Source organism: Streptomyces sp. HUAS TT7, assembly GCF_051550175.1.
Taxonomy (GTDB): Bacteria; Actinomycetota; Actinomycetes; order Streptomycetales; family Streptomycetaceae; genus Streptomyces.
This window is the reverse complement of the sequence record NZ_CP196175.1, coordinates 3,531,630-3,555,035: the sequence shown is the minus strand read 5'-3', so window position 1 is coordinate 3,555,035 and position 23,406 is coordinate 3,531,630. Positions and strand designations below refer to the sequence as shown.

At 71.2% G+C, this 23,406-nt stretch carries 24 protein-coding genes; 21 read left to right on the top strand and 3 right to left on the bottom strand.

Features of this window, described 5'->3' with window-relative positions; translation table 11 throughout:
* Positions 1 to 70: 70 nt before the first annotated feature.
* The 3 genes from ACSHXC_RS15810 to truA all read left to right on the top strand — a co-directional run bounded on the left by ACSHXC_RS15810 (position 71) and on the right by truA (position 2,745).
* Positions 71 to 1,093, top strand: a complete 1,023-nt coding sequence (locus ACSHXC_RS15810) for a DNA-directed RNA polymerase subunit alpha (protein ID WP_010473911.1) — start codon at positions 71 to 73, stop codon at positions 1,091 to 1,093.
* A 205-nt stretch (positions 1,094 to 1,298) separates the two neighbouring features.
* Entirely contained in the window at positions 1,299 to 1,787 is a 489-nt protein-coding gene (gene rplQ / locus ACSHXC_RS15805; protein WP_189963071.1) for a 50S ribosomal protein L17, read from the top strand.
* Between the two features lie 85 nt (positions 1,788 to 1,872).
* Entirely contained in the window at positions 1,873 to 2,745 is an 873-nt protein-coding gene (truA, locus tag ACSHXC_RS15800; RefSeq protein WP_438292243.1) for a tRNA pseudouridine(38-40) synthase TruA, read from the top strand.
* Here truA and ACSHXC_RS15795 read toward each other — a convergent pair.
* The gene (locus tag ACSHXC_RS15795; RefSeq protein ID WP_438292242.1) at positions 2,716 to 3,558 is read right to left on the bottom strand and encodes a hypothetical protein; all 843 of its coding nucleotides are present in this window, start codon (positions 3,556 to 3,558) and stop codon (positions 2,716 to 2,718) included. The two genes, truA and ACSHXC_RS15795, sit on opposite strands and share 30 nt — an antisense overlap.
* Positions 3,559 to 3,614: 56 nt before the next feature.
* On the opposite strand from ACSHXC_RS15795, the gene ACSHXC_RS15790 reads away from it, so the two are divergent.
* From ACSHXC_RS15790 to glmM, 4 genes are all read left to right on the top strand, one after another.
* Positions 3,615 to 5,237 (top strand): ABC-F family ATP-binding cassette domain-containing protein, encoded by a 1,623-nt coding sequence (locus ACSHXC_RS15790; RefSeq protein WP_438292241.1) that lies wholly within the window; start codon positions 3,615 to 3,617, stop codon positions 5,235 to 5,237.
* A gap of 274 nt (positions 5,238 to 5,511) precedes the next feature.
* Positions 5,512 to 5,955, top strand: coding sequence for a 50S ribosomal protein L13 (gene rplM, locus ACSHXC_RS15785; RefSeq protein WP_053727625.1), 444 nt, complete (start codon positions 5,512 to 5,514; stop codon positions 5,953 to 5,955).
* Positions 5,956 to 5,997: 42 nt separating this feature from the next.
* The gene (rpsI, locus tag ACSHXC_RS15780) at positions 5,998 to 6,516 is read left to right on the top strand and encodes a 30S ribosomal protein S9 (protein WP_053727626.1); all 519 of its coding nucleotides are present in this window, start codon (positions 5,998 to 6,000) and stop codon (positions 6,514 to 6,516) included.
* A gap of 104 nt (positions 6,517 to 6,620) precedes the next feature.
* On the top strand, positions 6,621 to 7,979 hold the full coding sequence (gene glmM / locus ACSHXC_RS15775) for a phosphoglucosamine mutase (RefSeq protein WP_438292240.1): 1,359 nt from the start codon (positions 6,621 to 6,623) through the stop codon (positions 7,977 to 7,979).
* A 72-nt stretch (positions 7,980 to 8,051) separates the two neighbouring features.
* Here glmM and coaA read toward each other — a convergent pair whose 3' ends face one another.
* Positions 8,052 to 9,041, bottom strand: a complete 990-nt coding sequence (coaA, locus tag ACSHXC_RS15770; RefSeq protein WP_438292239.1) for a type I pantothenate kinase — start codon at positions 9,039 to 9,041, stop codon at positions 8,052 to 8,054.
* Between the two features lie 446 nt (positions 9,042 to 9,487).
* Between coaA and glmS the strand changes: the two genes are divergently transcribed.
* From glmS to ACSHXC_RS15725, 9 genes are all read left to right on the top strand, one after another.
* Positions 9,488 to 11,335, top strand: a complete 1,848-nt coding sequence (glmS, locus tag ACSHXC_RS15765; RefSeq protein WP_438292238.1) for a glutamine--fructose-6-phosphate transaminase (isomerizing) — start codon at positions 9,488 to 9,490, stop codon at positions 11,333 to 11,335.
* Between the two features lie 4 nt (positions 11,336 to 11,339).
* On the top strand, positions 11,340 to 11,708 hold the full coding sequence (locus tag ACSHXC_RS15760) for a holo-ACP synthase (RefSeq protein WP_438292237.1): 369 nt from the start codon (positions 11,340 to 11,342) through the stop codon (positions 11,706 to 11,708).
* Positions 11,709 to 12,126: 418 nt separating this feature from the next.
* Positions 12,127 to 13,593, top strand: coding sequence for an NAD(P)H-hydrate dehydratase (locus ACSHXC_RS15755; RefSeq protein WP_438292236.1), 1,467 nt, complete (start codon positions 12,127 to 12,129; stop codon positions 13,591 to 13,593).
* Positions 13,594 to 14,053: 460 nt separating this feature from the next.
* Positions 14,054 to 14,596, top strand: coding sequence for a hypothetical protein (locus tag ACSHXC_RS15750; protein WP_438292235.1), 543 nt, complete (start codon positions 14,054 to 14,056; stop codon positions 14,594 to 14,596).
* Between the two features lie 224 nt (positions 14,597 to 14,820).
* Positions 14,821 to 15,741, top strand: coding sequence for a L,D-transpeptidase family protein (locus tag ACSHXC_RS15745; RefSeq protein ID WP_438292234.1), 921 nt, complete (start codon positions 14,821 to 14,823; stop codon positions 15,739 to 15,741).
* 75 nt (positions 15,742 to 15,816) lie between these two features.
* Complete coding sequence (alr, locus tag ACSHXC_RS15740; RefSeq protein WP_438296612.1) at positions 15,817 to 16,965, top strand: alanine racemase; 1,149 nt, start codon at positions 15,817 to 15,819, stop codon at positions 16,963 to 16,965.
* A 15-nt stretch (positions 16,966 to 16,980) separates the two neighbouring features.
* On the top strand, positions 16,981 to 18,216 hold the full coding sequence (locus ACSHXC_RS15735) for an alpha/beta fold hydrolase (RefSeq protein ID WP_438292233.1): 1,236 nt from the start codon (positions 16,981 to 16,983) through the stop codon (positions 18,214 to 18,216).
* The gene (gene tsaE / locus ACSHXC_RS15730) at positions 18,185 to 18,694 is read left to right on the top strand and encodes a tRNA (adenosine(37)-N6)-threonylcarbamoyltransferase complex ATPase subunit type 1 TsaE (RefSeq protein WP_438292232.1); all 510 of its coding nucleotides are present in this window, start codon (positions 18,185 to 18,187) and stop codon (positions 18,692 to 18,694) included. Before ACSHXC_RS15735 ends, tsaE begins: the two co-directional genes overlap by 32 nt.
* Positions 18,695 to 18,846: 152 nt before the next feature.
* Complete coding sequence (locus ACSHXC_RS15725) at positions 18,847 to 19,023, top strand: hypothetical protein (protein ID WP_199827021.1); 177 nt, start codon at positions 18,847 to 18,849, stop codon at positions 19,021 to 19,023.
* A 36-nt stretch (positions 19,024 to 19,059) separates the two neighbouring features.
* Here the strand turns inward: ACSHXC_RS15725 and ACSHXC_RS15720 are convergent, their stop codons facing one another.
* Positions 19,060 to 19,608, bottom strand: coding sequence for a hypothetical protein (locus ACSHXC_RS15720; protein WP_438296611.1), 549 nt, complete (start codon positions 19,606 to 19,608; stop codon positions 19,060 to 19,062).
* A gap of 145 nt (positions 19,609 to 19,753) precedes the next feature.
* On the opposite strand from ACSHXC_RS15720, the gene tsaB reads away from it, so the two are divergent.
* The 5 genes from tsaB to ACSHXC_RS15695 all read left to right on the top strand — a co-directional run bounded on the left by tsaB (position 19,754) and on the right by ACSHXC_RS15695 (position 23,191).
* Positions 19,754 to 20,407, top strand: coding sequence for a tRNA (adenosine(37)-N6)-threonylcarbamoyltransferase complex dimerization subunit type 1 TsaB (gene tsaB, locus ACSHXC_RS15715; protein ID WP_438292231.1), 654 nt, complete (start codon positions 19,754 to 19,756; stop codon positions 20,405 to 20,407).
* A 20-nt stretch (positions 20,408 to 20,427) separates the two neighbouring features.
* Positions 20,428 to 20,901: a ribosomal protein S18-alanine N-acetyltransferase gene (gene rimI / locus ACSHXC_RS15710; RefSeq protein WP_438296609.1), complete on the top strand. Its 474-nt coding sequence runs from the start codon at positions 20,428 to 20,430 to the stop codon at positions 20,899 to 20,901.
* Positions 20,901 to 22,010: a tRNA (adenosine(37)-N6)-threonylcarbamoyltransferase complex transferase subunit TsaD gene (gene tsaD, locus ACSHXC_RS15705; protein ID WP_438292230.1), complete on the top strand. Its 1,110-nt coding sequence runs from the start codon at positions 20,901 to 20,903 to the stop codon at positions 22,008 to 22,010. The genes rimI and tsaD overlap by 1 nt, the downstream gene beginning before the upstream one ends.
* Positions 22,007 to 22,258 (top strand): hypothetical protein, encoded by a 252-nt coding sequence (locus ACSHXC_RS15700; RefSeq protein WP_438292229.1) that lies wholly within the window; start codon positions 22,007 to 22,009, stop codon positions 22,256 to 22,258. Before tsaD ends, ACSHXC_RS15700 begins: the two co-directional genes overlap by 4 nt.
* Before the next feature lie 90 nt (positions 22,259 to 22,348).
* A complete protein-coding gene (locus ACSHXC_RS15695) occupies positions 22,349 to 23,191 on the top strand; it encodes a polysaccharide deacetylase family protein (RefSeq protein ID WP_438292228.1) in 843 nt (280 codons plus the stop codon).
* The last annotated feature ends 215 nt before the right edge of the window (positions 23,192 to 23,406 follow it).

Below are 23,406 nucleotides of genomic sequence, written 5' to 3'. Positions count from 1 at the left end.
GTACCCTTGCAGTACGCAGTAACCCAGCAGGGCATCAAATAGTGGGTGCCCATGACTGAAGGATCTCCACATGCTTATCGCTCAGCGCCCTTCGCTGACCGAAGAGGTTGTTGACGAGTACCGCTCGCGGTTCGTCATCGAGCCCCTGGAGCCGGGCTTCGGCTACACGCTCGGCAACTCCCTGCGTCGTACGCTCCTCTCCTCGATCCCCGGTGCCGCTGTCACCAGCATCCGGATCGACGGTGTCCTGCACGAGTTCACCACCGTGCCGGGCGTCAAGGAGGACGTCACCGACCTCATCCTGAACATCAAGCAGCTGGTCGTCTCCTCGGAGCACGACGAGCCGGTCGTGATGTACCTGCGCAAGCAGGGGCCCGGCCTGGTCACCGCTGCTGACATCGCCCCGCCGGCCGGTGTCGAGGTGCACAACCCCGACCTGGTGCTCGCCACGCTCAACGGCAAGGGCAAGCTGGAGATGGAGCTGACCGTCGAGCGCGGTCGCGGCTACGTCTCCGCCGTGCAGAACAAGCAGCTGGGCCAGGAGATCGGCCGCATCCCGGTCGACTCCATCTACTCCCCGGTGCTCAAGGTCACGTACAAGGTCGAGGCGACCCGTGTCGAGCAGCGCACCGACTTCGACAAGCTGATCGTCGACGTCGAGACCAAGCAGGCCATGCGTCCCCGTGACGCCATGGCGTCGGCCGGTAAGACCCTGGTCGAGCTGTTCGGTCTGGCGCGCGAGCTCAACATCGACGCCGAGGGCATCGACATGGGCCCGTCCCCCACGGACGCCGCCCTCGCCGCCGACCTGGCGCTGCCGATCGAGGAGCTTGAGCTCACCGTTCGCTCGTACAACTGCCTCAAGCGTGAGGGCATCCACTCCGTGGGTGAGCTCGTGGCGCGCTCCGAGGCGGACCTGCTCGACATCCGCAACTTCGGTGCGAAGTCGATCGACGAGGTCAAGGCGAAGCTGGCCGGTATGGGCCTCGCGCTGAAGGACTCGCCTCCCGGCTTCGACCCGACCGCCGCAGCCGACGCCTTCGGCGCGGACGACGACGCCGATGCCGGCTTCGTCGAGACCGAGCAGTACTAAGAGCTCGGGCCGTCCGGTCCGTACTCGGGTGCGGGTCCGCTGTGCTTGACCGCGCTCACGCGACGGAGTCGCAAATCGGCTCCGCCCCGCGCCCCTTCCGGACTCGCCCCTTCGGGGCTTGTCCGGATCTCCGACAGGTAACCGCCTGCTCGGACACTGACATCGGTACCTCGTACGGCCGGTGCAGATCACTAGGAGAAACACCATGCCGCGTCCCGCAAAGGGTGCCCGTCTCGGCGGTTCCGCCGCGCACGAGCGTCTGCTCCTCGCCAACCTGGCGAAGTCGCTCTTCGAGCACGGCCGCATCACGACGACCGAGGCCAAGGCCCGCCGCCTGCGTCCGGTCGCCGAGCGCCTGATCACCAAGGCGAAGAAGGGCGACATCCACAACCGTCGCCTGGTGCTGCAGACGATCACCGACAAGGGCATCGTCCACACCCTCTTCACCGAGATCGCGCCCCGCTACGAGGAGCGTCCGGGTGGTTACACCCGTATCACCAAGATCGGCAACCGTCGTGGTGACAACGCGCCGATGGCCGTGATCGAGCTGGTCGAGGGCGAGATCGCCAAGAAGGCGACCGTTGCCGAGGCCGAGGCCGCCACCGTGCGCGCCGTCAAGGAGTCTGACGCCAAGGCTGCTGAGGCCGAGGTCGTCGAGGACGCCAAGCCGGCCGACGAGGCGAAGGACGCGTAAGCGTTCTGAAGGCTGGTGAACGGGCCCGTTCCCTTCGGGGGGCGGGCCCGTTCTGCTGTGTGGATGCTTTGAGAGGAACGGTTACGTGAGTGATGAGGTGGAGCCCGGCCTCGTCCGGGTGCGGCTCGATCTGTCGTACGACGGCAAGGACTTCTCCGGCTGGGCCCGGCAGCCGCTCGGCCGCAGGACCGTGCAGGGTGAGATCGAGGACGCGCTGCGCACGGTGACGCGCTCCGACGTGACGTACGACCTGACCGTCGCCGGGCGCACCGACGCCGGGGTGCACGCGCGCGGCCAGGTCGCGCACGTCGACCTGCCCGAGGCGGTGTGGGCCGAGCACTGCGAGAAGCTGCTGCGGCGCATGGCCGGGCGGCTGCCGCACGACGTGCGGATCTGGCGGATCGAGGAGGCGCCGAGCGGTTTCAACGCGCGGTTCTCGGCGATCTGGCGGCGGTACGCGTACCGGGTGACCGACAACGTCGGCGGTGTCGACCCGCTGTTGCGCGGTCATGTCCTGTGGCACGACTGGGAGTTGGACGTCGACGCCATGAACGCGGCGTCCGCCGCGCTGCTCGGCGAGCACGACTTCGCGGCGTACTGCAAGAAGAGGGAAGGTGCCACCACCATCCGGACGCTCCAGGAGCTTTCCTGGGCGCGTGGGGAGGACGGGATCGTCACCGCGACCGTGCGCGCGGACGCCTTCTGTCACAACATGGTGCGCTCGCTCGTGGGCGCGCTGTTGTACGTCGGCGACGGCCACCGGGGTCCCGAGTGGCCCGGCAAGGTCCTCGCGGCGGCGGTGCGCGACTCCTCCGTGCATGTGGTGAAACCGCACGGCCTCACCCTGGAGGAAGTCGGCTACCCCGCCGACGAGTTGCTCGCAGCGCGCAGCAAGGAGGCGCGCAACATGCGCACGCTGTCCGGCAGTTCAGGCGGCGGGGCGGGTGGCTGCTGCTGAGGCCTGGTTGCGGCCGCGGGCGACGATCTGGTCGAAGGTGAACTTCGCGAGCTCGTCGCCCGCCGTGAACACGCCTGTGTCGCTCTTCGTCACGCTCTTGCCGTCGGCGAAGCCGCCGGTCGTGAAGTAGGCGTAGCGGCCATAGGAGTTGGTGGTGTTGCGGCAGACCGAACCGCCCCGGCAGAACGTGTTCACGCCCGAGCCGGAGAGCGAGGCGATGCCGCCGTTCGCCTGCTCCTTGGCCTTCGTCGCCGCGGTGTCCGTGTCGAACACGGCGACCCCGACGGTGACCGCGATGCCGTCCTTGGTGAACGTGGCCCGGATGACCTGGCGGCAGCCGTTGTTGTTGAGGGCCGAGCCGAGCGAACCCTGGGTGACCGAGGCGCAGTCGGTGACCCTGTCGGTCGGGCCCTTGGCGTAGGCGCCGCTGCCCAAGGTGAGGCTCTGGCCCGGGAAGAGGGTGTCGGCGCTCAGCGGCGCCGTGTCCTTCTTCGCGTTGGAGACGTAGTCGTACGGGTTGGGCGGGGGCGGCGGGGCCACCTGGGAGAACGAGGGCTGCGGCTGCGCGCTGCTGCTGGGCAGCGCCGGGGGAGAGGGCAGCTCACTGGCCGCCTTGCCGTCGTCCTTGCTGCCCGCGTTGACGATCACGGTGGCCACGACCGCGACGACCGCCGCCGTCGCGACCGCGCCGCCGCCTATGAACAGCCACTTCTTGCGCCGGCTGCGCGCGGCCGACGCATCCGCGAGCGCCGCCCAGTCCGGTGTCTGCTGATCCCCCGGGCCCCACCCGGGTCCCCCTTGCCCAAAGCTCATGCCGCGCATCTTAATTCGATTGTCCAGGGGGCCAGGGCCTGCGCGACAATCCGCCCATGGGACATCTTGAGGCTGCACATCTGGAGTACTACCTGCCGGACGGGCGGGTGCTGCTCGGCGACGCCTCGTTCCGGGTGGCGGAGGGCTCGGTGGTGGCCCTGGTCGGCGCCAACGGGGCCGGCAAGACGACGCTCCTCCGCATGATCTCCGGCGAGCTCCAGCCGCACGGCGGCTCGGTGTCGGTGAGCGGCGGGCTCGGCGTGATGCCGCAGTTCGTGGGCTCGGTGCGGGACGAGCGTACGGTGCGTGACCTGCTGGTCTCCGTCGCCCAGCCGCGGATCCGGAAGGCCGCGGCCGAGGTGGACGCGGCCGAGCACCTGATCATGACGGTCGACGACGAGGCCGCGCAGATGAAGTACGCGCAGGCCCTCAGCGACTGGGCCGAGGCGCACGGGTACGAGGCCGAGACGGTCTGGGACATGTGCACCATGGCCGCGCTGGGGGTGCCGTACGACAAGGCGCAGTTCCGCGAGGTGCGCACGCTCAGCGGCGGCGAGCAGAAGCGGCTCGTGCTCGAAGCGCTGCTGCGCGGGCCGGACGAGGTGCTGCTCCTGGACGAGCCGGACAACTATCTGGACGTGCCGGGCAAGCGCTGGCTGGAGGAGCGGCTGCGGGAGACCCGTAAGACCGTGCTGTTCGTCTCGCACGACCGGGAGCTGCTGTCGCGGGCCGCCGAGCGGATCGTGAGCCTGGAGCCGAGCCCCGCCGGGACGGACGTGTGGGTGCACGGCGCCGGATTCGGCACGTACCACGAGGCGCGGCGGGAGCGGTTCGCGCGCTTCGAGGAGCTCAAGCGGCGCTGGGACGAGGAGCACGCCCGGCTGAAGGCGCTGGTGCTGCGGCTGCGCAACCAGGCCGCGATCAGCCCGGACATGGCGTCGCGCTACCACGCGATGCAGACGCGCTTCAAGAAGTTCGAGGAGGCGGGCCCGCCGCCCGAGCCGCCGCGCGAGCAGGCGATCACCATGCGGCTGCGCGGCGGCCGTACCGGCGTGCGCGCCCTGACCTGCGAGAACCTTGAGCTGACCGGCCTGATGAAGCCGTTCTCCCTTGAGGTCTTCTACGGCGAGCGGGTCGCGGTCCTCGGCTCCAACGGCTCCGGCAAGTCGCACTTCCTGCGGCTGCTCGCGGGGGACGAGTCGGTGGCGTACACCGGGAACTGGAAGCTGGGCGCGCGGGTCGTGCCCGGGCACTTCGCGCAGACCCACGCGCACCCCGAGCTGCTGGGGCGCACGCTCGTCGACATCCTGTGGAGCGAGCACGCCAAGGACCGCGGGGCCGCGATGTCGGTGCTTCGCCGGTACGAGCTGGAGCGGCAGGGGGACCAGCCCTTCGACAAGCTGTCCGGCGGCCAGCAGGCCCGCTTCCAGATCCTGCTCCTGGAGCTGGCCGGCACGACCGCGCTGCTCCTCGACGAGCCGACGGACAACCTCGACCTGGAGTCGGCGGAGGCCCTCCAGGACGGTCTGGAGTCGTACGACGGCACGGTGCTCGCCGTCACCCACGACCGCTGGTTCTCGAAGACGTTCGACCGCTATCTGGTCTTCGGCTCGGACGGCGTGGTGCGGGAGACCGCCGAGCCGGTGTGGGACGAGCGCCGGGTGGAGCGGGCCCGCTAGCCGTTTGCCCAGGTCAGGGGCTGGGGAAGCCGGATTCGTCGAGGTGTGCCCCGGGCGGTTTTGACCCGCCCGGGGGCGCCCGGGTATTCTTCTGGTTCGTTATGCGTATTGGCTTGGTCGTTCTCACGCGAAGAGCCCTTACGCAAGTTCTCTGGAGCAGTTACCAGTGACTCGCATACGGGCAGCGTCCCCGGCATTGTGAGTCCCAGCTGCATGATCGCTTCAGGGTGCAATGTGTTTGGACCCCATCCACTGAAGAAGCGAAGGCTACGAAGTGCGTACGTACAGCCCCAAGCCCGGCGACATCACTCGCCAGTGGCACGTCATTGATGCCCGGGACGTCGTCCTGGGTCGTCTGGCGACCACCGCCGCGAACCTCCTCCGGGGCAAGCACAAGCCCGTCTATGCGCCCCACATGGACATGGGTGACTTCGTCATCATCATCAACGCTGACAAGGTTCACCTGTCGGGCAACAAGAAGACCCAGAAGATGGCCTACCGCCACTCCGGCTACCCGGGCGGTCTCCGCTCGGTGCGCTACGACGACCTCCTGGCGAACAACCCGGAGAAGGCCGTCGAGAAGGCCATCAAGGGCATGATCCCCAAGAACACCCTGGGCCGTCAGATGCTCTCGAAGCTGAAGGTCTACTCGGGCGACCAGCACCCCCACGCTGCCCAGCAGCCGGTGCCGTTCGAGATCACCCAGGTCGCGCAGTAGTTCCGGCCACCCCCTAAGACGTAAAGAAATCTGAGGAGAATCGTGGCCGAGACCACCGTCGAGACCCCGCTTGAGGGCGACGAGACCTACGCCGAAGTGACCACCTTCGAGTCCGAGGTGCCCGTCGAGGGCGAGTACACCTCCGAGTCGATGGCTTCCCGCTTCGGTGACCCGCAGCCGGCCGCCGGCCTGGGTCGTCGCAAGAACGCCATCGCCCGCGTCCGGATCGTTCCGGGCACCGGCAAGTGGAAGATCAACGGGCGTACGCTCGAGGACTACTTCCCGAACAAGGTCCACCAGCAGGAAGTCAACGAGCCCTTCAAGGTGCTCGAGCTCGACAACCGCTACGACGTCATCGCCCGCATCTCGGGTGGCGGCGTGTCCGGTCAGGCCGGCGCCCTGCGCCTCGGCGTGGCCCGTGCGCTGAACGAGGCTGACGTGGACAACAACCGCGGCGCCCTCAAGAAGGCCGGCTTCCTCTCCCGCGACGACCGTGCGGTCGAGCGCAAGAAGGCCGGTCTCAAGAAGGCCCGCAAGGCTCCGCAGTACAGCAAGCGCTAAATCCGCGCCTGCCACTACGGCTTTCGTTCGCCCCGGCAGCACACTCCGTGCTGCCGGGGCGTTCGTCTATCTACCCCGCACTTTGAGGTTTTCGGAGGACAGACGTGGGACGACTCTTCGGCACGGACGGCGTGCGCGGTGTCGCCAACTCGGATCTGACGGCGGAGCTCGCGCTCGGCCTGTCGGTCGCGGCGGCGCACGTGCTCGCCGAGGCGGGGACCTTTGAGGGGCATCGGCCGACCGCCGTGGTCGGGCGCGACCCCAGGGCGTCGGGAGAGTTCCTGGAGGCCGCGGTCGTCGCGGGCCTCGCGAGCGCGGGCGTGGACGTCCTGCGGGTCGGTGTGCTGCCCACCCCCGCGGTGGCGTACCTCACCGGCGTGCTGGGTGCCGACCTCGGCGTGATGCTCTCGGCCAGCCACAACGCCATGCCGGACAACGGTGTCAAGTTCTTCGCGCGCGGCGGCCACAAGCTCGCCGACGAGCTGGAGGACCGCATCGAGTCGATCTACGAGCAGCACCGCACGGGCGAGCCGTGGGAGCGCCCGACCGGTGCCGGTGTGGGCCGCGTCCGCTCGTACGACGAGGGCTTCGACCGGTACGTCGCGCACCTCATCGGCGTGCTGCCCAACCGCCTCGACGGTCTCAAGGTCGTCCTGGACGAGGCGCACGGCGCGGCCGCCCGGGTCTCGCCGGAGGCGTTCACGCGGGCCGGCGCCGAGGTCGTCACGATCGGTGCCGAGCCGGACGGGCTCAACATCAACGACGGCTGCGGCTCCACCCACCTCGACCTTCTGAAGGCGGCCGTCGTCGAGCACGGCGCCGACCTCGGCATCGCGCACGACGGCGACGCCGACCGCTGCCTGGCCGTGGACGGTGCGGGCAACGAGGTCGACGGCGACCAGATCCTCGCGGTCCTCGCCCTCGCCATGCGCGAGGCGGGCACGCTGCGCGGCAACACCGTCGTCGGCACCGTCATGTCCAACCTGGGCTTCAAGATCGCCATGGAGCGCGAGGGCATCCAGCTCGTCCAGACCGCGGTCGGCGACCGCTACGTCCTGGAGTCGATGAAGGAGCACGGGTACGCGCTCGGCGGCGAGCAGTCCGGCCACGTGATCATCCTGGACCACGCGACCACCGGTGACGGCACGCTGACCGGCCTGATGCTGGCCGCCCGTGTCGCGGCCACCCGCCGCACGCTCGCCGACCTCGCCGGGGTCATGGAGCGCCTGCCGCAGGTCCTGGTGAACGTCCCCGACGTCGACAAGTCCCGCGTGTCCACCTCCGCCGAGCTGGGCGCGGCCGTCGCCGAGGCCGAGCGCGAGCTGGGTGCCACCGGCCGGGTGCTGCTCCGCCCGTCGGGCACCGAGCCGCTGGTCCGCGTGATGGTCGAGGCCGCCGACATCGAGCAGGCCCGCTCGGTCGCGAGCCGCCTCGCCGATGTGGTCAAGTCGGCTCTGGGCTAAGGGAGTTGACGAGAGCGCCGGTCCGCCCTTGAGGGGTGGGCCGGCGCTCTCGCATGTCCGGAATCAGCGGCCTCAGAGCTTGCGCAGGGAGATCTTCTGGATCTTGTGGTCGGGCCCCTTGCGTACGACGAGGGTGGCGCGGCCGCGCGTGGGGGCCACGTTCTCCACCAGGTTGGGCCGGTTGATGGTGCGCCAGGTCGTCCGGGCGTAGTCGAGGGCCTCTTCCTCGGAGACCTGGGTGTACTTGCGGAAGTACGAGAACGGGTTCTGGAAGGCGGTCTCGCGCAGCTTGCGGAAGCGGTTGAGGTACCAGGACTCGATGTCCTCGGTGCGCGCGTCCACGTACACGCTGAAGTCGAAGTAGTCCGCGAGGCCGACCCGGGTGCGGCCGTCCTGGCCGGGCAGGGCGGGCTGAAGGACGTTGAGGCCCTCCACGATCAGGATGTCGGGGCGGCGCACCACGAGGCGCTCGTCCGGCACGATGTCGTAGATCAGGTGCGAGTAGACGGGTGCGGTGACCTCGTCCTTGCCCGCCTTGATGTCCGCGACGAACCGGGTCAGGGCCCGGCGGTCGTACGACTCGGGGAAGCCCTTGCGGGACATCAGGCCGCGGCGCTGGAGCTCGGCCATCGGATACAGGAAGCCGTCGGTGGTGACCAGCTCGACGCGGGGGTGCTCGGGCCAGCGGGCGAGCAGCGCCTGGAGCAGTCGGGCCACGGTCGACTTGCCGACCGCCACGGAACCGGCGACCCCTATGACGAACGGGGTGCCGCGCTGGGTGCCGTGGCCGTTGCCCGCGTCGCCCAGGAACGTGTTGAGGGTGCCGCGCAGATTGGCGGTGGCCTCCACGTACAGGTTGAGCAGCCGGGACAGCGGCAGATAGATGTCGCGCACTTCGTCGAGGTCGATGACGTCACCGAGCCCGCGCAGCCGCTCGACCTCGTCGGCGGTGAGCGGCAGCGGCGTCTTGTCGCGCAGGGCACTCCACTCTGCGCGGGTCAGGTCCACGTAGGGAGTCGTCTCCGGCTTGCGGTGGGCGCTCCGTGGCGGCGAAGTGATCACGGGTCCATTGTTGCGGCTGTATGACGTGCGTGGGGGGTGGGGTGGGTCACGTGGGCCGCGCGGCATGAAACGGCGGCCCCTGCTCCCGAGCCCTCGCCGCTCCTGGGGCGACGATGCGCTGAAACCCCTCCTGACCTGCGATGGAGGCATGACGGGTGGCGGGCTCCGCCGGGGGAGCCCGCCCGTGGTCGCCGTCTAGGCCAGGGATCACCAGTTGACCTGGAGGCCGGAGTCGTCGGTGATCACGAAGACGTACGGCCGCTGGGGGCCTGCGGATCGTCCCTCATGGTGACGGCGCCGGCCGTGGCACGGACGCCGGCCCGGCTTCCTCGCTCTGCTCCAGGTACAACCCGTGTCCCTGGGCGTTGGAAGCGGGGAGTCGCCGGTTCTCGTGGCAAGGTGGCTCGGTCATGAGGACCTGGCCGGGCGGCCATGGAGGGGTTTCTATGTGCGGAATCGTGGGTTACGTAGGCGGGCAGTCGGCGCTGGACGTCGTCGTGGCGGGGCTCAAGCGGCTGGAGTACCGCGGATACGACTCGGCGGGCGTCGCGGTCCTCGCGGACGGCGGGCTCGCCGCGGCGAAGAGGGCAGGGAAGCTGGTCAATCTGGAGAAGGCGCTCCTGGAGGCGCCGCTGCCCGCCGGGGCGACCGGCATCGGGCACACCCGGTGGGCCACGCACGGCGGGCCGACCGACAGCAACGCGCACCCGCACCTGGACAACGCCGGGCGGGTGGCCGTCGTACACAACGGGATCATCGAGAACTTCGCCGCGCTGCGGGCCGAGCTCGCCGAGCGCGGCCACCAGCTCGCCTCCGAGACGGACACCGAGGTCGTCGCGCACCTCCTCGCCGAGTGCCACTCCTCGGCCGAGGACCTGGCGGAGGCCATGCGGCAGGTGTGCCGGCGGCTCGAAGGCGCGTTCACGCTGGTCGCGGTGCACGCGGACGAGCCGGACGTGGTGGTGGGCGCGCGGCGCAACTCGCCGCTCGTGGTGGGCATCGGCGAAGGGGAGGCCTTCCTCGCCTCGGACGTCGCCGCGTTCATCGCGCACACCCGCTCCGCGATCGAACTCGGCCAGGACCAGGTCGTCGAGCTGCGCCGGGACGGCGTGGTGGTCACCGACTTCGACGGGGCGCCGGCCGAGACCCGGGCGTACCACGTCGACTGGGACGCCTCCGCCGCCGAGAAGGGCGGCTACGACTACTTCATGCTCAAGGAGATCGCCGAGCAGCCGAAGGCGGTCGCCGACACGCTGCTCGGCCGGATCGACGCGGCGGGCTCGCTGACCCTGGACGAGCTGCGCATCCCCGACTCCGTGCTGCGCGAGGTCGACAAGGTCGTCATCGTGGCGTGCGGGACCGCCTACCACGCGGGCATGATCGCGAAGCTGGCGATCGAGCACTGGACGCGGATCCCGTGCGAGACGGAGCTGGCCAGCGAGTTCCGCTACCGGGACCCGATCCTCGACCAGCGCACGCTGGTCATCGCCATCTCGCAGTCCGGCGAGACGATGGACACGCTGATGGCGCTGCGGCACGCCCGCGAGCAGGGCGCGAAGGTCCTCGCGATCTGCAACACCAACGGGTCGACGATCCCGCGCGAGTCGGACGCGGTCCTGTACACGCACGCGGGCCCCGAGGTGGCCGTCGCCTCGACGAAGGCCTTCCTCACCCAGCTGGTGGCCTGCTACCTCGTCGCGCTGTACCTCGGGCAGGTGCGCGGCACCAAGTGGGGCGACGAGATCCAGGCCGTCGTCCACGACCTCGCCGCGATCGCCACCGAGGTCGACCGCGTCCTCGAAACCATGGAGCCCGTACGGGAGTTGGCGCGCTCGCTCGCCGACAAGAACACGGTGCTCTTCCTCGGCCGGCACGTCGGCTACCCGGTCGCCCTCGAAGGCGCGCTCAAGCTCAAGGAGCTGGCGTACATGCACGCCGAGGGCTTCGCGGCGGGGGAGCTGAAGCACGGGCCGATCGCGCTGATCGAGGAGGACCTGCCGGTGGTGGTGGTCGTTCCGTCGCCGAGGGGGCGGTCGGTGTTGCACGACAAGATCGTTTCGAACATCCAGGAGATCCGGGCGCGCGGGGCGCGGACGATCGTGATCGCGGAGGAGGGGGACGAGGCGGTGGCGCCGTACGCGGACCATCTGATCCGCATCCCCGTCACGCCCACGCTGCTCCAGCCCCTGGTGTCGACCGTGCCGCTCCAGGTCTTCGCGTGCGAGCTGGCCACGGCGCGGGGCAACGAGGTCGACCAGCCTCGCAACCTGGCCAAGTCCGTGACGGTGGAGTGAGCGCGTGATCATTGGCGTGGGGATCGACGTTGCCGAGATCGAGCGGTTCGGGGAGTCCATCGAGCGCACCCCCGCGATGCTCCAACGGCTGTTCGTGGAGGACGAGTTGATACTGCCCAGCGGCGAGCGGCGCGGAGTCGCCTCGCTGGCGGTGCGGTTCGCGGCGAAGGAAGCCCTTGCGAAGGCCCTGGGGGCGCCGCCGGGGCTGCTGTGGACGGATGCGGAGGTGTACGTGGAGGGGAGTGGGCAGCCGAGGCTCCGGGTGCGAGGGTCTGTCGCTGCGCGGGCGGCGGAGCTGGGGGTTCGGCATTGGCATGTTTCGCTCAGCCATGATGCGGGGGTCGCGTCTGCGGTGGTGATCGCGGAGGGGTGAGTCTCCCCCCACCCCGCCCCTTCCCGCTGTGACACTCTGCGGCTCCGCCGCGTGGCCTCCGGGGGTTGTGGGTGTGCTGAGCTGGACTCCTGGGGCTCCGCCCCAGACCCCGTTCGCGCCTAAAGGGCGCTCGTCCTCAAACGCCGGACGGGCTGAAGATGCCAGCGTGGCCCAGGATCGTGCCGCTAGGGGCGCGGGGAACTGCGCGACCAGCCATCCACGGTCCGCAGAGGGAAGTCGTTCATCCCATTCAGCCCTGCTGGTGCGAACGGGGCCCGGGGCGCAGCCCCCGAAGCTGACGGGGGGTGGGGGAATCCGCCGGGGCTGGGGCGGAGTCCCCGTGCACCCCCCCGACGGGCGCGCGGCGGAGCCGCGAATGGCAGGGCGGGGAGGGGCGGGGTGGGGGAGAGTGGGTGGCATGCGTACTGCCTACGACGTCGACACCGTTCGGGCCGCCGAGGGCGAGCTCATGGCCCTCCTCCCACCCGGCACGCTCATGCAGCGCGCCGCCGCCGGCCTCGCCGCGGCCTGCGCGGACATGCTGGGCCGGGTCTACGGCGCCAGAGTCGTGCTGCTCGTCGGCAGCGGGGACAACGGCGGCGACGCCCTGTTCGCGGGGGCCCGCCTGGCCCGCCGGGGCGCAGGCGTCAGCGCGGTGCTGCTCAACCCGGACCGCGCCCACCTCGAAGGGCTGGCGGCGCTGCTGAGGGCCGGCGGCCGCGTCGCCGACGACCCCTTCGAGGTGCTTGCCGTCGCCGACCTCGTACTGGACGGCATTACCGGCATCGGCGGCCGCGGGGGGCTCCGCCCCGACGCGATCCCGCTCGCCCGGGCGGCCCGCGGATCCAACGCCGTCGTCGTCGCCGTCGACCTCCCCAGCGGAGTGGACGCGGGCACCGGCGAGGTGCCCGGCGAGGCGCTGCGGGCGGACGCGACCGTCACGTTCGGGGCGTACAAGCCGGGGCTGCTCATCGACCCGGCACGCGAGTACGCGGGGGCCGTCCGGCTCATCCCCATCGGGCTCGACCTGCCCTCCGTCCCCGACGCCGAGGCCCTCCAACACGCCGACGTGGCCGACCTGTTGCCCACCCCCGCCGCCGAGAGCGACAAGTACCGACGCGGCGTCGTCGGCGTCGTCGCCGGTTCGGCGCGCTATCCCGGCGCGGCGGTTCTCGCGGTCGCGGGCGCGCTGAGGGGCGGGGCCGGGGCGGTGCGGTACGTCGGGCCCTGCGGCGACGCGGTCATCGCGCGCTTCCCCGAGACCCTCGTGTCGGACGGCTCGCCCGCGAAGGCCGGGCGGGTACAGGCGTGGGTGGTCGGGCCGGGGCTGGGATTGGGGTCTCCCTTGATCGAGCGGAGTCGAGAGTTTGGGGAAATGCCGGACGTTGACGAGGTGCTCGGCTCGGACGTGCCCGTTCTGGTGGACGCGGACGGGCTGCGCGGTCTCGACCCCGACGCCGTACGGGCCCGCTCGGCGGCCACCCTGCTCACCCCGCACGCGGGCGAGGCGGCCGCGCTGCTCGGGGTGCCGCGCGAGAAGGTCGAGGCCGAGCGGCTGGCCTCGGTGCGCGAACTGGCCTCGCGGTACGGGGCGACGGTGCTGCTCAAGGGATCGACCACGCTGGTCGCGGACGCGGCCGGTCCGGTACGGGTCAACCCGACCGGTACGCCCTGGCTGGCCACGGCGGGCAGCGGCGACGTGCTGTCGGGGCTTGCGGGCTCGTTGCTCGCGGCGGGGCTGCGGGGTCGGGATGCGGGGTCGGTGGCGGCCTACCTCCATGGCCTGGCCGGGCGCCATGCCTCGCAGGGGGCGCCTGCGACCGCGTACGGGGTGGCTGAGGCGGTGCCGGGGGTCTGGCGGGATGTGGCCGCGTCGGCCGGGTGAGGGGAGGGGGCCCCACCCCGCCCCTTCCCGCTGTGACACTCTGCGGCTCCGCCGCGTGGCCTCCGGGGGTTGTGGGCGTGCCGAGCTCGACTCCTGGGGCTCCGCCCCAGACCCCGTTCGCGCCTTAAGGGCGCTCGTCCTCAATCTCCCCCAAGGCCTTAAGGGCCAGGGGGGACCCCCATGACAGGCTGAAATGCCCTGATGCGGGCCAGCACCGACGTTGCTAGGGGCGCGGGGCTGTGACATTGTGCGGCTCCGCCGCGATGGGGGTCCCCCCTGTTCATGGGGGTCCCCCCTGGCCCTTTAGGCCTTGGGGGAGAAGCCGAGAACTTGGGGGAGCGACCGGCCACCCCCGGCCCGCAGGCCGAAGCGCACCAGATCCTCAGCCCGCTGAAGCGGCTCGGCCGCGCCCCGCGTGTGCGCACCCCCCTCACCCGCCCCCACCGGTTTCATGGCCCGCATGAACCAGCCGCACCCCCACGTCACCCTCGAACCCGGCCGCATCGCCGCCCTGCTGCTCGGCCCCGTCGCCGTGCTCGTCCCCGCGCCCCCGGCCATGGCCGCCGAGCTCACCGCGGTCGTCCGGCCCGGGCCCGCCGGCCTCGGGCCCGTCGAGCGGATCGCGGTGGCCGAGAGGGAGGTCGTCGCCGTCGAGGACGGTCAACTCGCTTCCTCCGCAGGGTTGTTGAGGCTTGGTGAGCCGTCCTCGTACGCCGTGCCGGGCGAGGCCTGCACCCCGCGGCACCTCGCCGGGGCCCTGCGGCGGCACCGCGGTGATCTCTGGAGCGCGCTCGCCGAGTTCGGGTACGTCGGCGGGCGCGGAGGCGGGGTGCAGGCGGCGGCTCTCGCGGCGGCGTTCGCCGCGGCCCCCGGTGGGCCGGAGCCCGCGACCCCCGACCGGGTCTTCGCGAGGGTGGAGGAGTTCGCGGCCCGGTGCTGCGCCTGGCGGGACCTTCCGCCGCCCGCCGCCGCGCCCACCAGGGCAACCCCTGCCACCGGGTGACATCCGCCGCGCGGCTTCCGCGACACGCCCGGAGCCGGGGGTTCTCTAGGCCTATGAGCCAAGGACAAACTCATCAGAAAACACAAAAACCCCAAAAACGACAGAGATCGAAGAAGCGGCAGGGATTCGGCGCTTGCGGGCTGCTGCTGGCCGCCACTCTCGCGCTCGGGGCCGCCGCGCCCAGCACCGGCGTCCCCCTGCCCCCGCCACCCCGCCGATTCGCAGTGCCCGCGCCTCCCGTCCCGCCCGCACCGGGCAACCCCGCCCCCAGCGACCCGGCGCTGGGCAGCTCCGCCCCGCCCGCCCCCGGCGATCCCGCTCCGCCCGCCCCCGGTGACCCCGCGCCGGGCAACGCCACCCCCAGCATCCCCGAGGTCCTCGTCCCCGGTGAGGTGCTCGACTCGCAGGCGGGGCCGCTCGACACCCCCGATCAGGCGCTGCCTCCGCTCGTCTACCAGCCCAGTGCCGCCGAGGACCGGCTCGAACCGGTTGCCGCGCCCGAGGGGGCGTACCGGCTCGTCGAGTACGTGCCGCAGAGTGAGGTCGCCGCCAAGCCCGGTAGCTGTACCGCCAAGGCCGGGCCGTACCAGAAGCAGATCGAGCGGTGGCTCGGGCTCACGGTGGACGGGCGGCAGTCCGCCGCCGACTGTGCCGCGGTCCGCAAGTTCCAGCAGGCGCAGGGGATTTCGCCGGCCATCGGGTTCGCGGGGCCGGTCACCTGGTCCCGGATGCAGTTCCTGTCCGCGGGCAAGAATCCCAACGCCGCGCACGAGTGCCCCGTGAAGGCCCAGCGGGTGGCCTGCGTGGATCTGGCGCGGCAGTTGATGTGGGTGCAGACGGGGAAGAAAGTCACCTTCGGCCCTGTGCCCATTCGTAGTGGGCGGGCCTCGCTGCCCACCCGGGTTGGGTGGCACAAGGTCTACTGGCGGCACAAGAACCACTGGTCGACGATCTACCACCAGTCCATGCCGTACGCCCAGTTCTTCGACGGCGGGCAGGCCTTCCACGCCATCTACCACAGCGTGTACACATCGGAGGGAAGCCACGGGTGTGTGAACCTCAGCGTCGGTGATGCGCGCAAACTGTGGGACGTCCTGCGCCAGGGCGACGGCGTCTATGTGTGGGGGCACCGCGAGGGCACCTGAGCCGCCCCCGCCGATGTGTCCTGCGGCACAATCCGAGTCCCCGTGCGCTCTGAGAGACTTGGCGCGATGACCACGATGACTCAGTACCCCGCCGGGCGCGCCCGCGCCGAGATCGATCTCGGCGCGCTGCGCGCCAACGTGCGCACGCTGCGCGCCTGTTCGCCCGGCGCGCAGCTCATGGCCGTGGTGAAGGCGGACGCGTACGGGCATGGCGCGGTGCCGTGCGCCAGGGCGGCGCAGGAGGCGGGCGCCGCGTGGATCGGCACCGCGACCCCGCACGAGGCGCTGGAGCTGCGCGCGGCCGGCATCGAGGGCCCGATGATGTGCTGGCTGTGGACGCCGGGCGGCCCCTGGCGCGAGGCCGTCGAGGCGGACATCGACGTCTCGGTCAGTGGCATGTGGGCGCTGCGGGAGGTCGTCGAGGCCGCTCGCGCCGCCGGGCGTACCGCCAGAGTCCAGCTCAAGGCCGACACCGGGCTCGGTCGCAACGGCTGCCAGCCCGCCGACTGGCCGGAACTCGTCCACGCGGCGCTCGCCGCCCCCGGGGTCACGGTCACCGGCCTGTGGTCGCACCTGGCCTGCGCCGACGAGCCGGGTCACCCCTCGATCGCGGCCCAGCTCTCGGTGTTCCAGGAGATGACCGCGTTCGCGGAGAAGGCGGGCATCAGCCCCGAGGTGCGGCACATCGCCAACTCCCCGGCCACGCTCACCCTCCCCGAGTCCCACTTCGACCTCGTACGCACCGGCATCGCCATGTACGGCATCTCGCCCGCGCCGGAGCTCGGTACGGCGCGCGAGCTCGGCCTGCGGCCGGTCATGACCCTTTCGGCCTCGGTGGCGCTCGCCAAGCAGGTTCCGGCGGGTCACGGCGTCAGTTACGGGCATCACTACGTCACGAAGGGCGAGACCACCCTCGGCCTCGTCCCGCTCGGTTACGCCGACGGCATCCCGCGGCACGCCTCCGGGCGCGGTCCGGTTCTGGTGGGCGGGAAAGTACGTACCGCGGCGGGCCGCATTGCCATGGATCAGTTCGTGGTCGACCTTGAGGGGGACAGGGTCGAGCCGGGCGACCGGGCGGTGCTGTTCGGACCGGGCGACCACGGGGAGCCCACGGCCGAGGACTGGGCGCGGGCGGCCGACACCATCGGCTACGAGATCGTGACGCGCATCGGTTCGCGGGTGCCCCGCGTCTACGTGAATGAGTGTTCCGACGACGACGAGTAAGAGCGGAGCGGCACGGTGAGCGAGAGCAGCACGGGGGACGCCGTCGTATCCGCGGTCCAGGATGCCCAGTCGGCGGTGGGGAACTGGCGCCTTGCCGGGATCGCGGGGGCCGCGATAGGCGTGGTCGCGGCGGGCGCGGCGGCGGGTGTCGCCATAGAGCGCCTCACCGTCGGGCGCGGCATGCGCAGAAAGGCACGGCTCGCGCTCGACGCGTCCGGGCCCTACGGGTCGCTGCGGGGCATGCCCGGCAGGGCGGTCGCCGATGACGGCACGGTCCTCTACTACGAGACCGACGAGGTCGAGCCGGAGGCGGGTGCCAACGGCTCGCGCAAGCGCCGGCTGTTCGGGCGCAAGGTCCCGGCCCCGGTCACCGTGGTGTTCTCGCACGGCTACTGCCTCAGCCAGGACTCCTGGCACTTCCAGCGGGCCGCGCTGCGCGGAGTGCTGCGCACGGTGCACTGGGACCAGCGCAGCCACGGCCGCTCGGACCGCGGCAAGGCCCAGCGCGACGGCATCCCGGTCGACATCGACCAGCTCGGCCGCGATCTGAAGGCCGTCATCGACGCGGCGGCTCCGGACGGCCCGCTCGTCCTGGTCGGCCACTCCATGGGCGGCATGACGATCATGGCCCTGGCCGACCAGTACCCCGAGCTGATCAGGGACCGCGTGGTCGGCGTCGGCTTCGTCGGTACGTCCTCGGGCAAGCTCGGCGAGGTCAACTACGGGCTCCCGGTGGCCGGGGTCAACGCGGTGCGCCGGGTGCTGCCGGGCGTGCTCAAGGCGCTGGGCTCGCAGGCCGAGCTCGTGGAGCGGGGGCGGCGGGCGACGGCCGACCTGTTCGCGGGCATGATCAAGCGCTACTCGTTCTCCTCCAAGGACGTCGACCCGGCGGTGGCCCGGTTCGCCGAGCGGATGATCGAGAACACCCCCATCGACGTGGTCGCGGAGTTCTATCCGGCCTTCTCGGAGCACGACAAGACGGCCGCCCTGGCGATCTTCGCGGAGGTCCCCGTCCTGGTCCTGGCCGGCGACCGCGACCTGGTCACGCCCAGCTCGCACAGCGAGGCCATCGCCGATCTGCTGCCCGACGCGGAGCTGGTCATCGTGCCGGACGGCGGGCACCTGGTGATGCTGGAGCACCCCGAGACGGTCACCGACCGCCTCGCGGACCTCCTGGCCCGGGTCGGCGCGGTGCCGCAGGCCGCTAACGTTGGGACGTATGGAAGCACCGCACAGCAGCCCGGCGGCTGACGCCGGCACCCGCCTGACGCTCAACTCCCCTTCCGAAATGCAGGAGTTGGGCCGCCGCATCGCCAAACTGCTCCGCCCCGGCGACCTCGTCATGCTCACCGGGGAACTCGGCGCCGGCAAGACGACCCTCACCCGCGGCCTCGGCGAGGGCCTCGGCGTGCGCGGCGCCGTAACGTCCCCCACCTTCGTCATCGCCCGCGTCCACCCCTCGCTGACCGGCGGGCCCGCGCTGGTGCACGTGGACGCGTACCGGCTCGGCGGGGGCCTCGACGAGATGGAGGACCTCGATCTCGACGTGTCGCTGCCCGAGTCCGTGGTGGTCGTCGAGTGGGGCGAGGGCAAGGTCGAGGAGCTGTCCGAGGACCGGCTCCAGGTCCTGATCGACCGCGTCGTGGGCGAGACCGACGACGACCGCCGGATCGTCACGGTCGCGGGAATCGGGCCCCGCTGGACCGGCGCCGGGGTCGAGAGTCTCTGAGGCCCCGGCCGGGTGCGGCTGGAGCGGGCCGTACGTTCCGACAAGACGTCGGCAAAGTGTTGCGCCGGTCGCACCGGGCATGGTCACATGGAGACAGAGACCTGGTTAGGTCTACCTAACCGCGCCTTCTTCCGCAGCCCCAGGAGGCCGCCATGACCGTGCCGGAACGCGAAGCGAAGCCGCAGGCCCCGCGGGGCGTCCCGGTGCCGCTCGGGGTGTCGATACACGATCTGCTCGCCTCGTGCGCCGCGGCCACCGCCGTGTCGACGCCGCCGCGCGAGAGCGCCCCGGCGGCCGACGAGGGTGACGCGCGCAAGGACGCCGCGTAGTCCTATCGGGTGTTCGTCGGGCCGGGTTCCAGGCGCCTACGGGACGACGACGACCTTCGAGTTGCGGGTCGCGAACGTCCACATCGCGTCGCCGTCCGCCCGCGTCATACGGATGCCGCCGGCCTTCTTGTCGGTCTTGGGGCTCGTCATCGAGCCGTCCACCGCCGCGCTGAAGCCGATCGTCACGTTCTCGTTGACGGCGAACCGCACGACGTGCTCGACCATCACCCCGTCCGAGCCCTGGATCTTGCCGCCGGTCCGCGAGAGCACGGCGTAGGTGCCGGGCTTCGGGCTGATGCTGGACGGCACGACCGCGAACGTCTTCGGCGTCTTCGTCACGCCCACCAGCCACACCCGCTTCGCGCCGAGCGCGTACACGACACGGACACCGGTGCCGGAATTCGCCGGCACCGCGAGGTCGGGCTTGTTGGCGGGGGACCCGGCGGGCGGCGCGTTCGACGGCTCCACCGACGGGGACGCGCTGGTACCGGGGGCCGCGAGCTGGGACCGCGGAGGCGCGCTCGCCGAGGCCTGGTAGGCGAGGAAGCCGACCACCGCGAGAGCGGCCGCGGTCAGCCCGGCCACGAACCCCGTGCTGCTCCTTGCCACCTGGGCTTCCCCTTTCGTACGTACGTGCATGCCTACGGTCATACCTGCGGCTGACGGTAGCAGCAGGTGACGGCTTGGGCAGGACGCCGTGCCCCCGCCGCCTTGGTCGTAGGCTGTTCGCGTGCTCTTGCTCGCCGTTGATACCGCCACCCCCGCCGTCACCGTCGCCCTGCACGACGGCACCGCCGTCGTCGCCGAGTCGAGTCAGGTCGACGCCCGCAGGCACGGGGAGCTGCTGCTGCCCGCCGTCGACCGGGTGCTCGCCGTGGCCGGCCTGAAACTCGACGCCGTGACGGACCTGGTCGTCGGCGTCGGCCCCGGCCCCTACACCGGCCTGCGGGTCGGCCTGGTCACCGCCGCGACCTTCGGCTCGGTGCTCGGCGTCCCCGTCCACGGCCTGTGCACCCTGGACGGCCTCGCCTACGCCTCGGGCATCGAGGGCCCCTTCGCGGTCGCCACCGACGCCCGCCGCAAGGAGGTCTACTGGGCCAGGTACGACGACTTCCGTACGCGCGCGGGCGAGCCCGGCGTCGACCGGCCCGCCGACATCGCGGACGAGCTGAGCGGCCTGCCCGTCGTCGGCGCGGGCGCCCTGCTCTACCCGGAGTCCTTCCCCGAGGCACGCGGTCCCGAGTACCAGTCGGCGGGCGCGCTCGCCGCCCTCGCCGCCGAGAAGCTCGCCGAGGGCTCGGCCTTCCTGCCGCCGACGCCGCTGTACCTGCGCCGCCCGGACGCGCAGGTGCCCAAGAACTACAAGGTGGTCACCCCCAAGTGAGCGGGGCCGTACTGCGCGAGATGCGCTGGTGGGACATCGCGCCCGTGCTCGAACTCGAACACGAGCTGTTCCCCGAGGACGCCTGGTCGGCGGGGATGTTCTGGTCCGAGCTCGCGCACGCGCGCGGGCCGGGCGCCACCCGCCGCTACGTGGTCGCCGAGGACGCCGACGGGCGGCTCGTCGGGTACGCCGGGCTCGCCGCGGCCGGCGACCTCGCCGACGTGCAGACCATCGCCGCCGCCCGCGACCAGTGGGGCACCGGGCTCGGCGCCCGCCTCCTGACCGATCTGCTCAAGCACGCCACCGCCTTCGAGTGCGACGAGGTCCTGCTCGAAGTGCGCGTGGACAACACCCGGGCCCAGAGGCTCTACGAGCGCTTCGGCTTCGAGCCCATCGGCTTCAGACGCGGCTACTACCAGCCGGGCAACGTCGACGCACTCGTGATGCGGCTGAACGTCCAGGAACACGTCCAAGGAACAGAAGAGACTGACTGATGGCTGACGAACCGCTCGTACTGGGCATCGAGACCTCCTGCGACGAGACCGGCGTCGGCATCGTGCGCGGTACGACGCTGCTCGCCGACGCCATCGCCTCCAGCGTGGACACGCACGCCCGGTTCGGCGGCGTGGTCCCCGAGTTCGCGTCGCGGGCCCACCTCGAAGCGATGGTGCCGACCATCGAGCGCGCCCTGAAGACCGCAGGGGTCTCGGCGCGCGACCTCGACGGCATCGCGGTCACCGCGGGCCCCGGGCTGGCGGGCGCGCTGCTCGTCGGCGTCTCGGCCGCCAAGGCGTACGCGTACGCCCTGAACAAGCCGCTGTACGGGGTCAACCACCTCGCCTCGCACATCTGCGTCGACCAGCTGGAGCACGGGCCGCTGCCCGAGCCGACGATGGCGCTGCTCGTCTCCGGCGGCCACTCCTCGCTGCTGCTCGCCCCCGACATCACCGCCGACGTCCGTCCCATGGGCGCCACCATCGACGACGCCGCGGGCGAGGCCTTCGACAAGATCGCCCGGGTCCTCGACCTCGGCTTCCCCGGCGGCCCGGTCATCGACCGGCTCGCCAAGGAGGGCGACCCGAAGGCGATCGCGTTCCCGCGCGGCCTGACCGGCTCGCGCGACCCGGCGTACGACTTCTCCTTCTCCGGCCTGAAGACCGCCGTGGCCCGCTGGATCGAGGCCAAGCGCAACGCGGGCGAGGAGGTCCCGGTGCGCGATGTCGCCGCGTCCTTCCAGGAGGCCGTGGTGGACGTGCTGACCCGCAAGGCCGTACGGGCCTGCAAGGACGAGGGCGTCGACCACCTGATGATCGGCGGCGGCGTCGCCGCCAACTCCCGGCTCCGCGCGCTCGCCCAGGAGCGCTGCGAGCGGGCCGGGATCCGGCTGCGGGTGCCGCGGCCCGGCCTGTGCACGGACAACGGCGCGATGGTCGCGGCCCTCGGCGCGGAGATGGTGGCCAGGAACCGGCCCGCCTCCGACCTGGAGCTCTCGGCGGACTCCTCGCTCCCGGTGACCGAGCCACACGTACCGGGCGAGGCGCACGCGCACTCCCACGGCCACGACCATGTGCACGAGGTCAGCAAGAAGAACCTGTACTCATGACCGTCGCGCTGATGTGGGAGGCCCGGGCCGCCGAGGGCCGCGGCGCCGAGCTCCTCGCCTGGGTGCGGGAGCAGACCGTGGCCGGGTCGCCGCTGCGCCGCGAGGTCCTGCGCGCGCCCGGCGACCGGGTCCTCGTCATCACCTGGTGGGACGCGTCCTACGACGCCGAGCTGCCCGAACTCCCCGAGCCCGACGGGGAGTTGGCGGCCAGGCCGGTGCACCGCTGGCGCTTCGAGTCGGTCGGCTGAGCCGCCTCCTGATCGTTCAAGGCAACCTCGCAACCGATTTCGGCATCAAGCTAGGAGCAGGTGATGGCTGAAACGGACGGGTAATTGAACATGGGCTGGCTCGTGCGCAAGAAGGCGGTCGGTGCGGCCGTCCTCGGACTTCTGATGGTCGCGGGCTGCTCGTCGGGCGGTGGATCGGGCAGCACGCCGTCCGCCTCCGCGCCGTCCGCGAAGGGCAGCGACACGGCGTCCCCGGGCGCCGACACGGCGGGCGCAGAGGCCGCGTACCGCAAGTGGGGGCTCAAGCCGTTCGCCGCGCCGCCCGCGCCCCCGGCCGAGAAGCCGGTGAAGGCGAAGCCCGGCGAGGTGCCGGTGGTGAGTGACATCCCCACCAAGGACAAGATCGTCTTCGTGACGTTCGACGACGGGGCCGAGAAGGACCCCAAGTTCGTCGAGATGATGAAGGACCTGAAGATCCCCTTCACCATGTTCCTGACCGACGACATCATCCGCAGCGACTACGGCTACTTCAAACCGCTGCAGGAGCTCGGCAACTCCATCGAGAACCACACGCTCTCGCACCCCAACCTGCGCACGCTGGGCGAGGCCGCGCAGAAGAACGAGATATGCACCCAGCAGAAGAAGCTGGGCAAGGAGTACGGCAAGACGCCCCGGCTCTTCCGGCCCCCGTACGGCAACTGGAACGAGAACACCCGGGCCGCCGCCAAGTCCTGCGACCTCCAGGCCATCGTGCTGTGGCGCGAGTCGATGCAGATCACGAACATGCAGTACCAGCGCGGTGACAAGAAGCTGCACCCCGGCGACATCATCCTGGCGCACTTCCGCGGCCCCAAGGAGCTCAAGGGCGCGTCCATGACGGAGATGACCGCGAACATGCTCCGCCACATCCAGGAGCAGGGCTTCACAGTGGCCCGCCTGGAGGACTACGTCTAGGAGAACCACGGGGGGCAGGCGGCCGACGTCGCGTCCATCAGCGGACGGCACGCCGCGTTCATCAGCAGACCACACAAAAGAAGAAGGCAAGGAGTGAATACTCTCCCTGCCACTCTCAAGATATAGCGCACCGGGGGGCTTGCGGCAAGGCCCCCATCGTGCCGCACAATCTCTCGCCTAAGGCCCCTACCTGCGTAAACGGGAGATTCACTCAG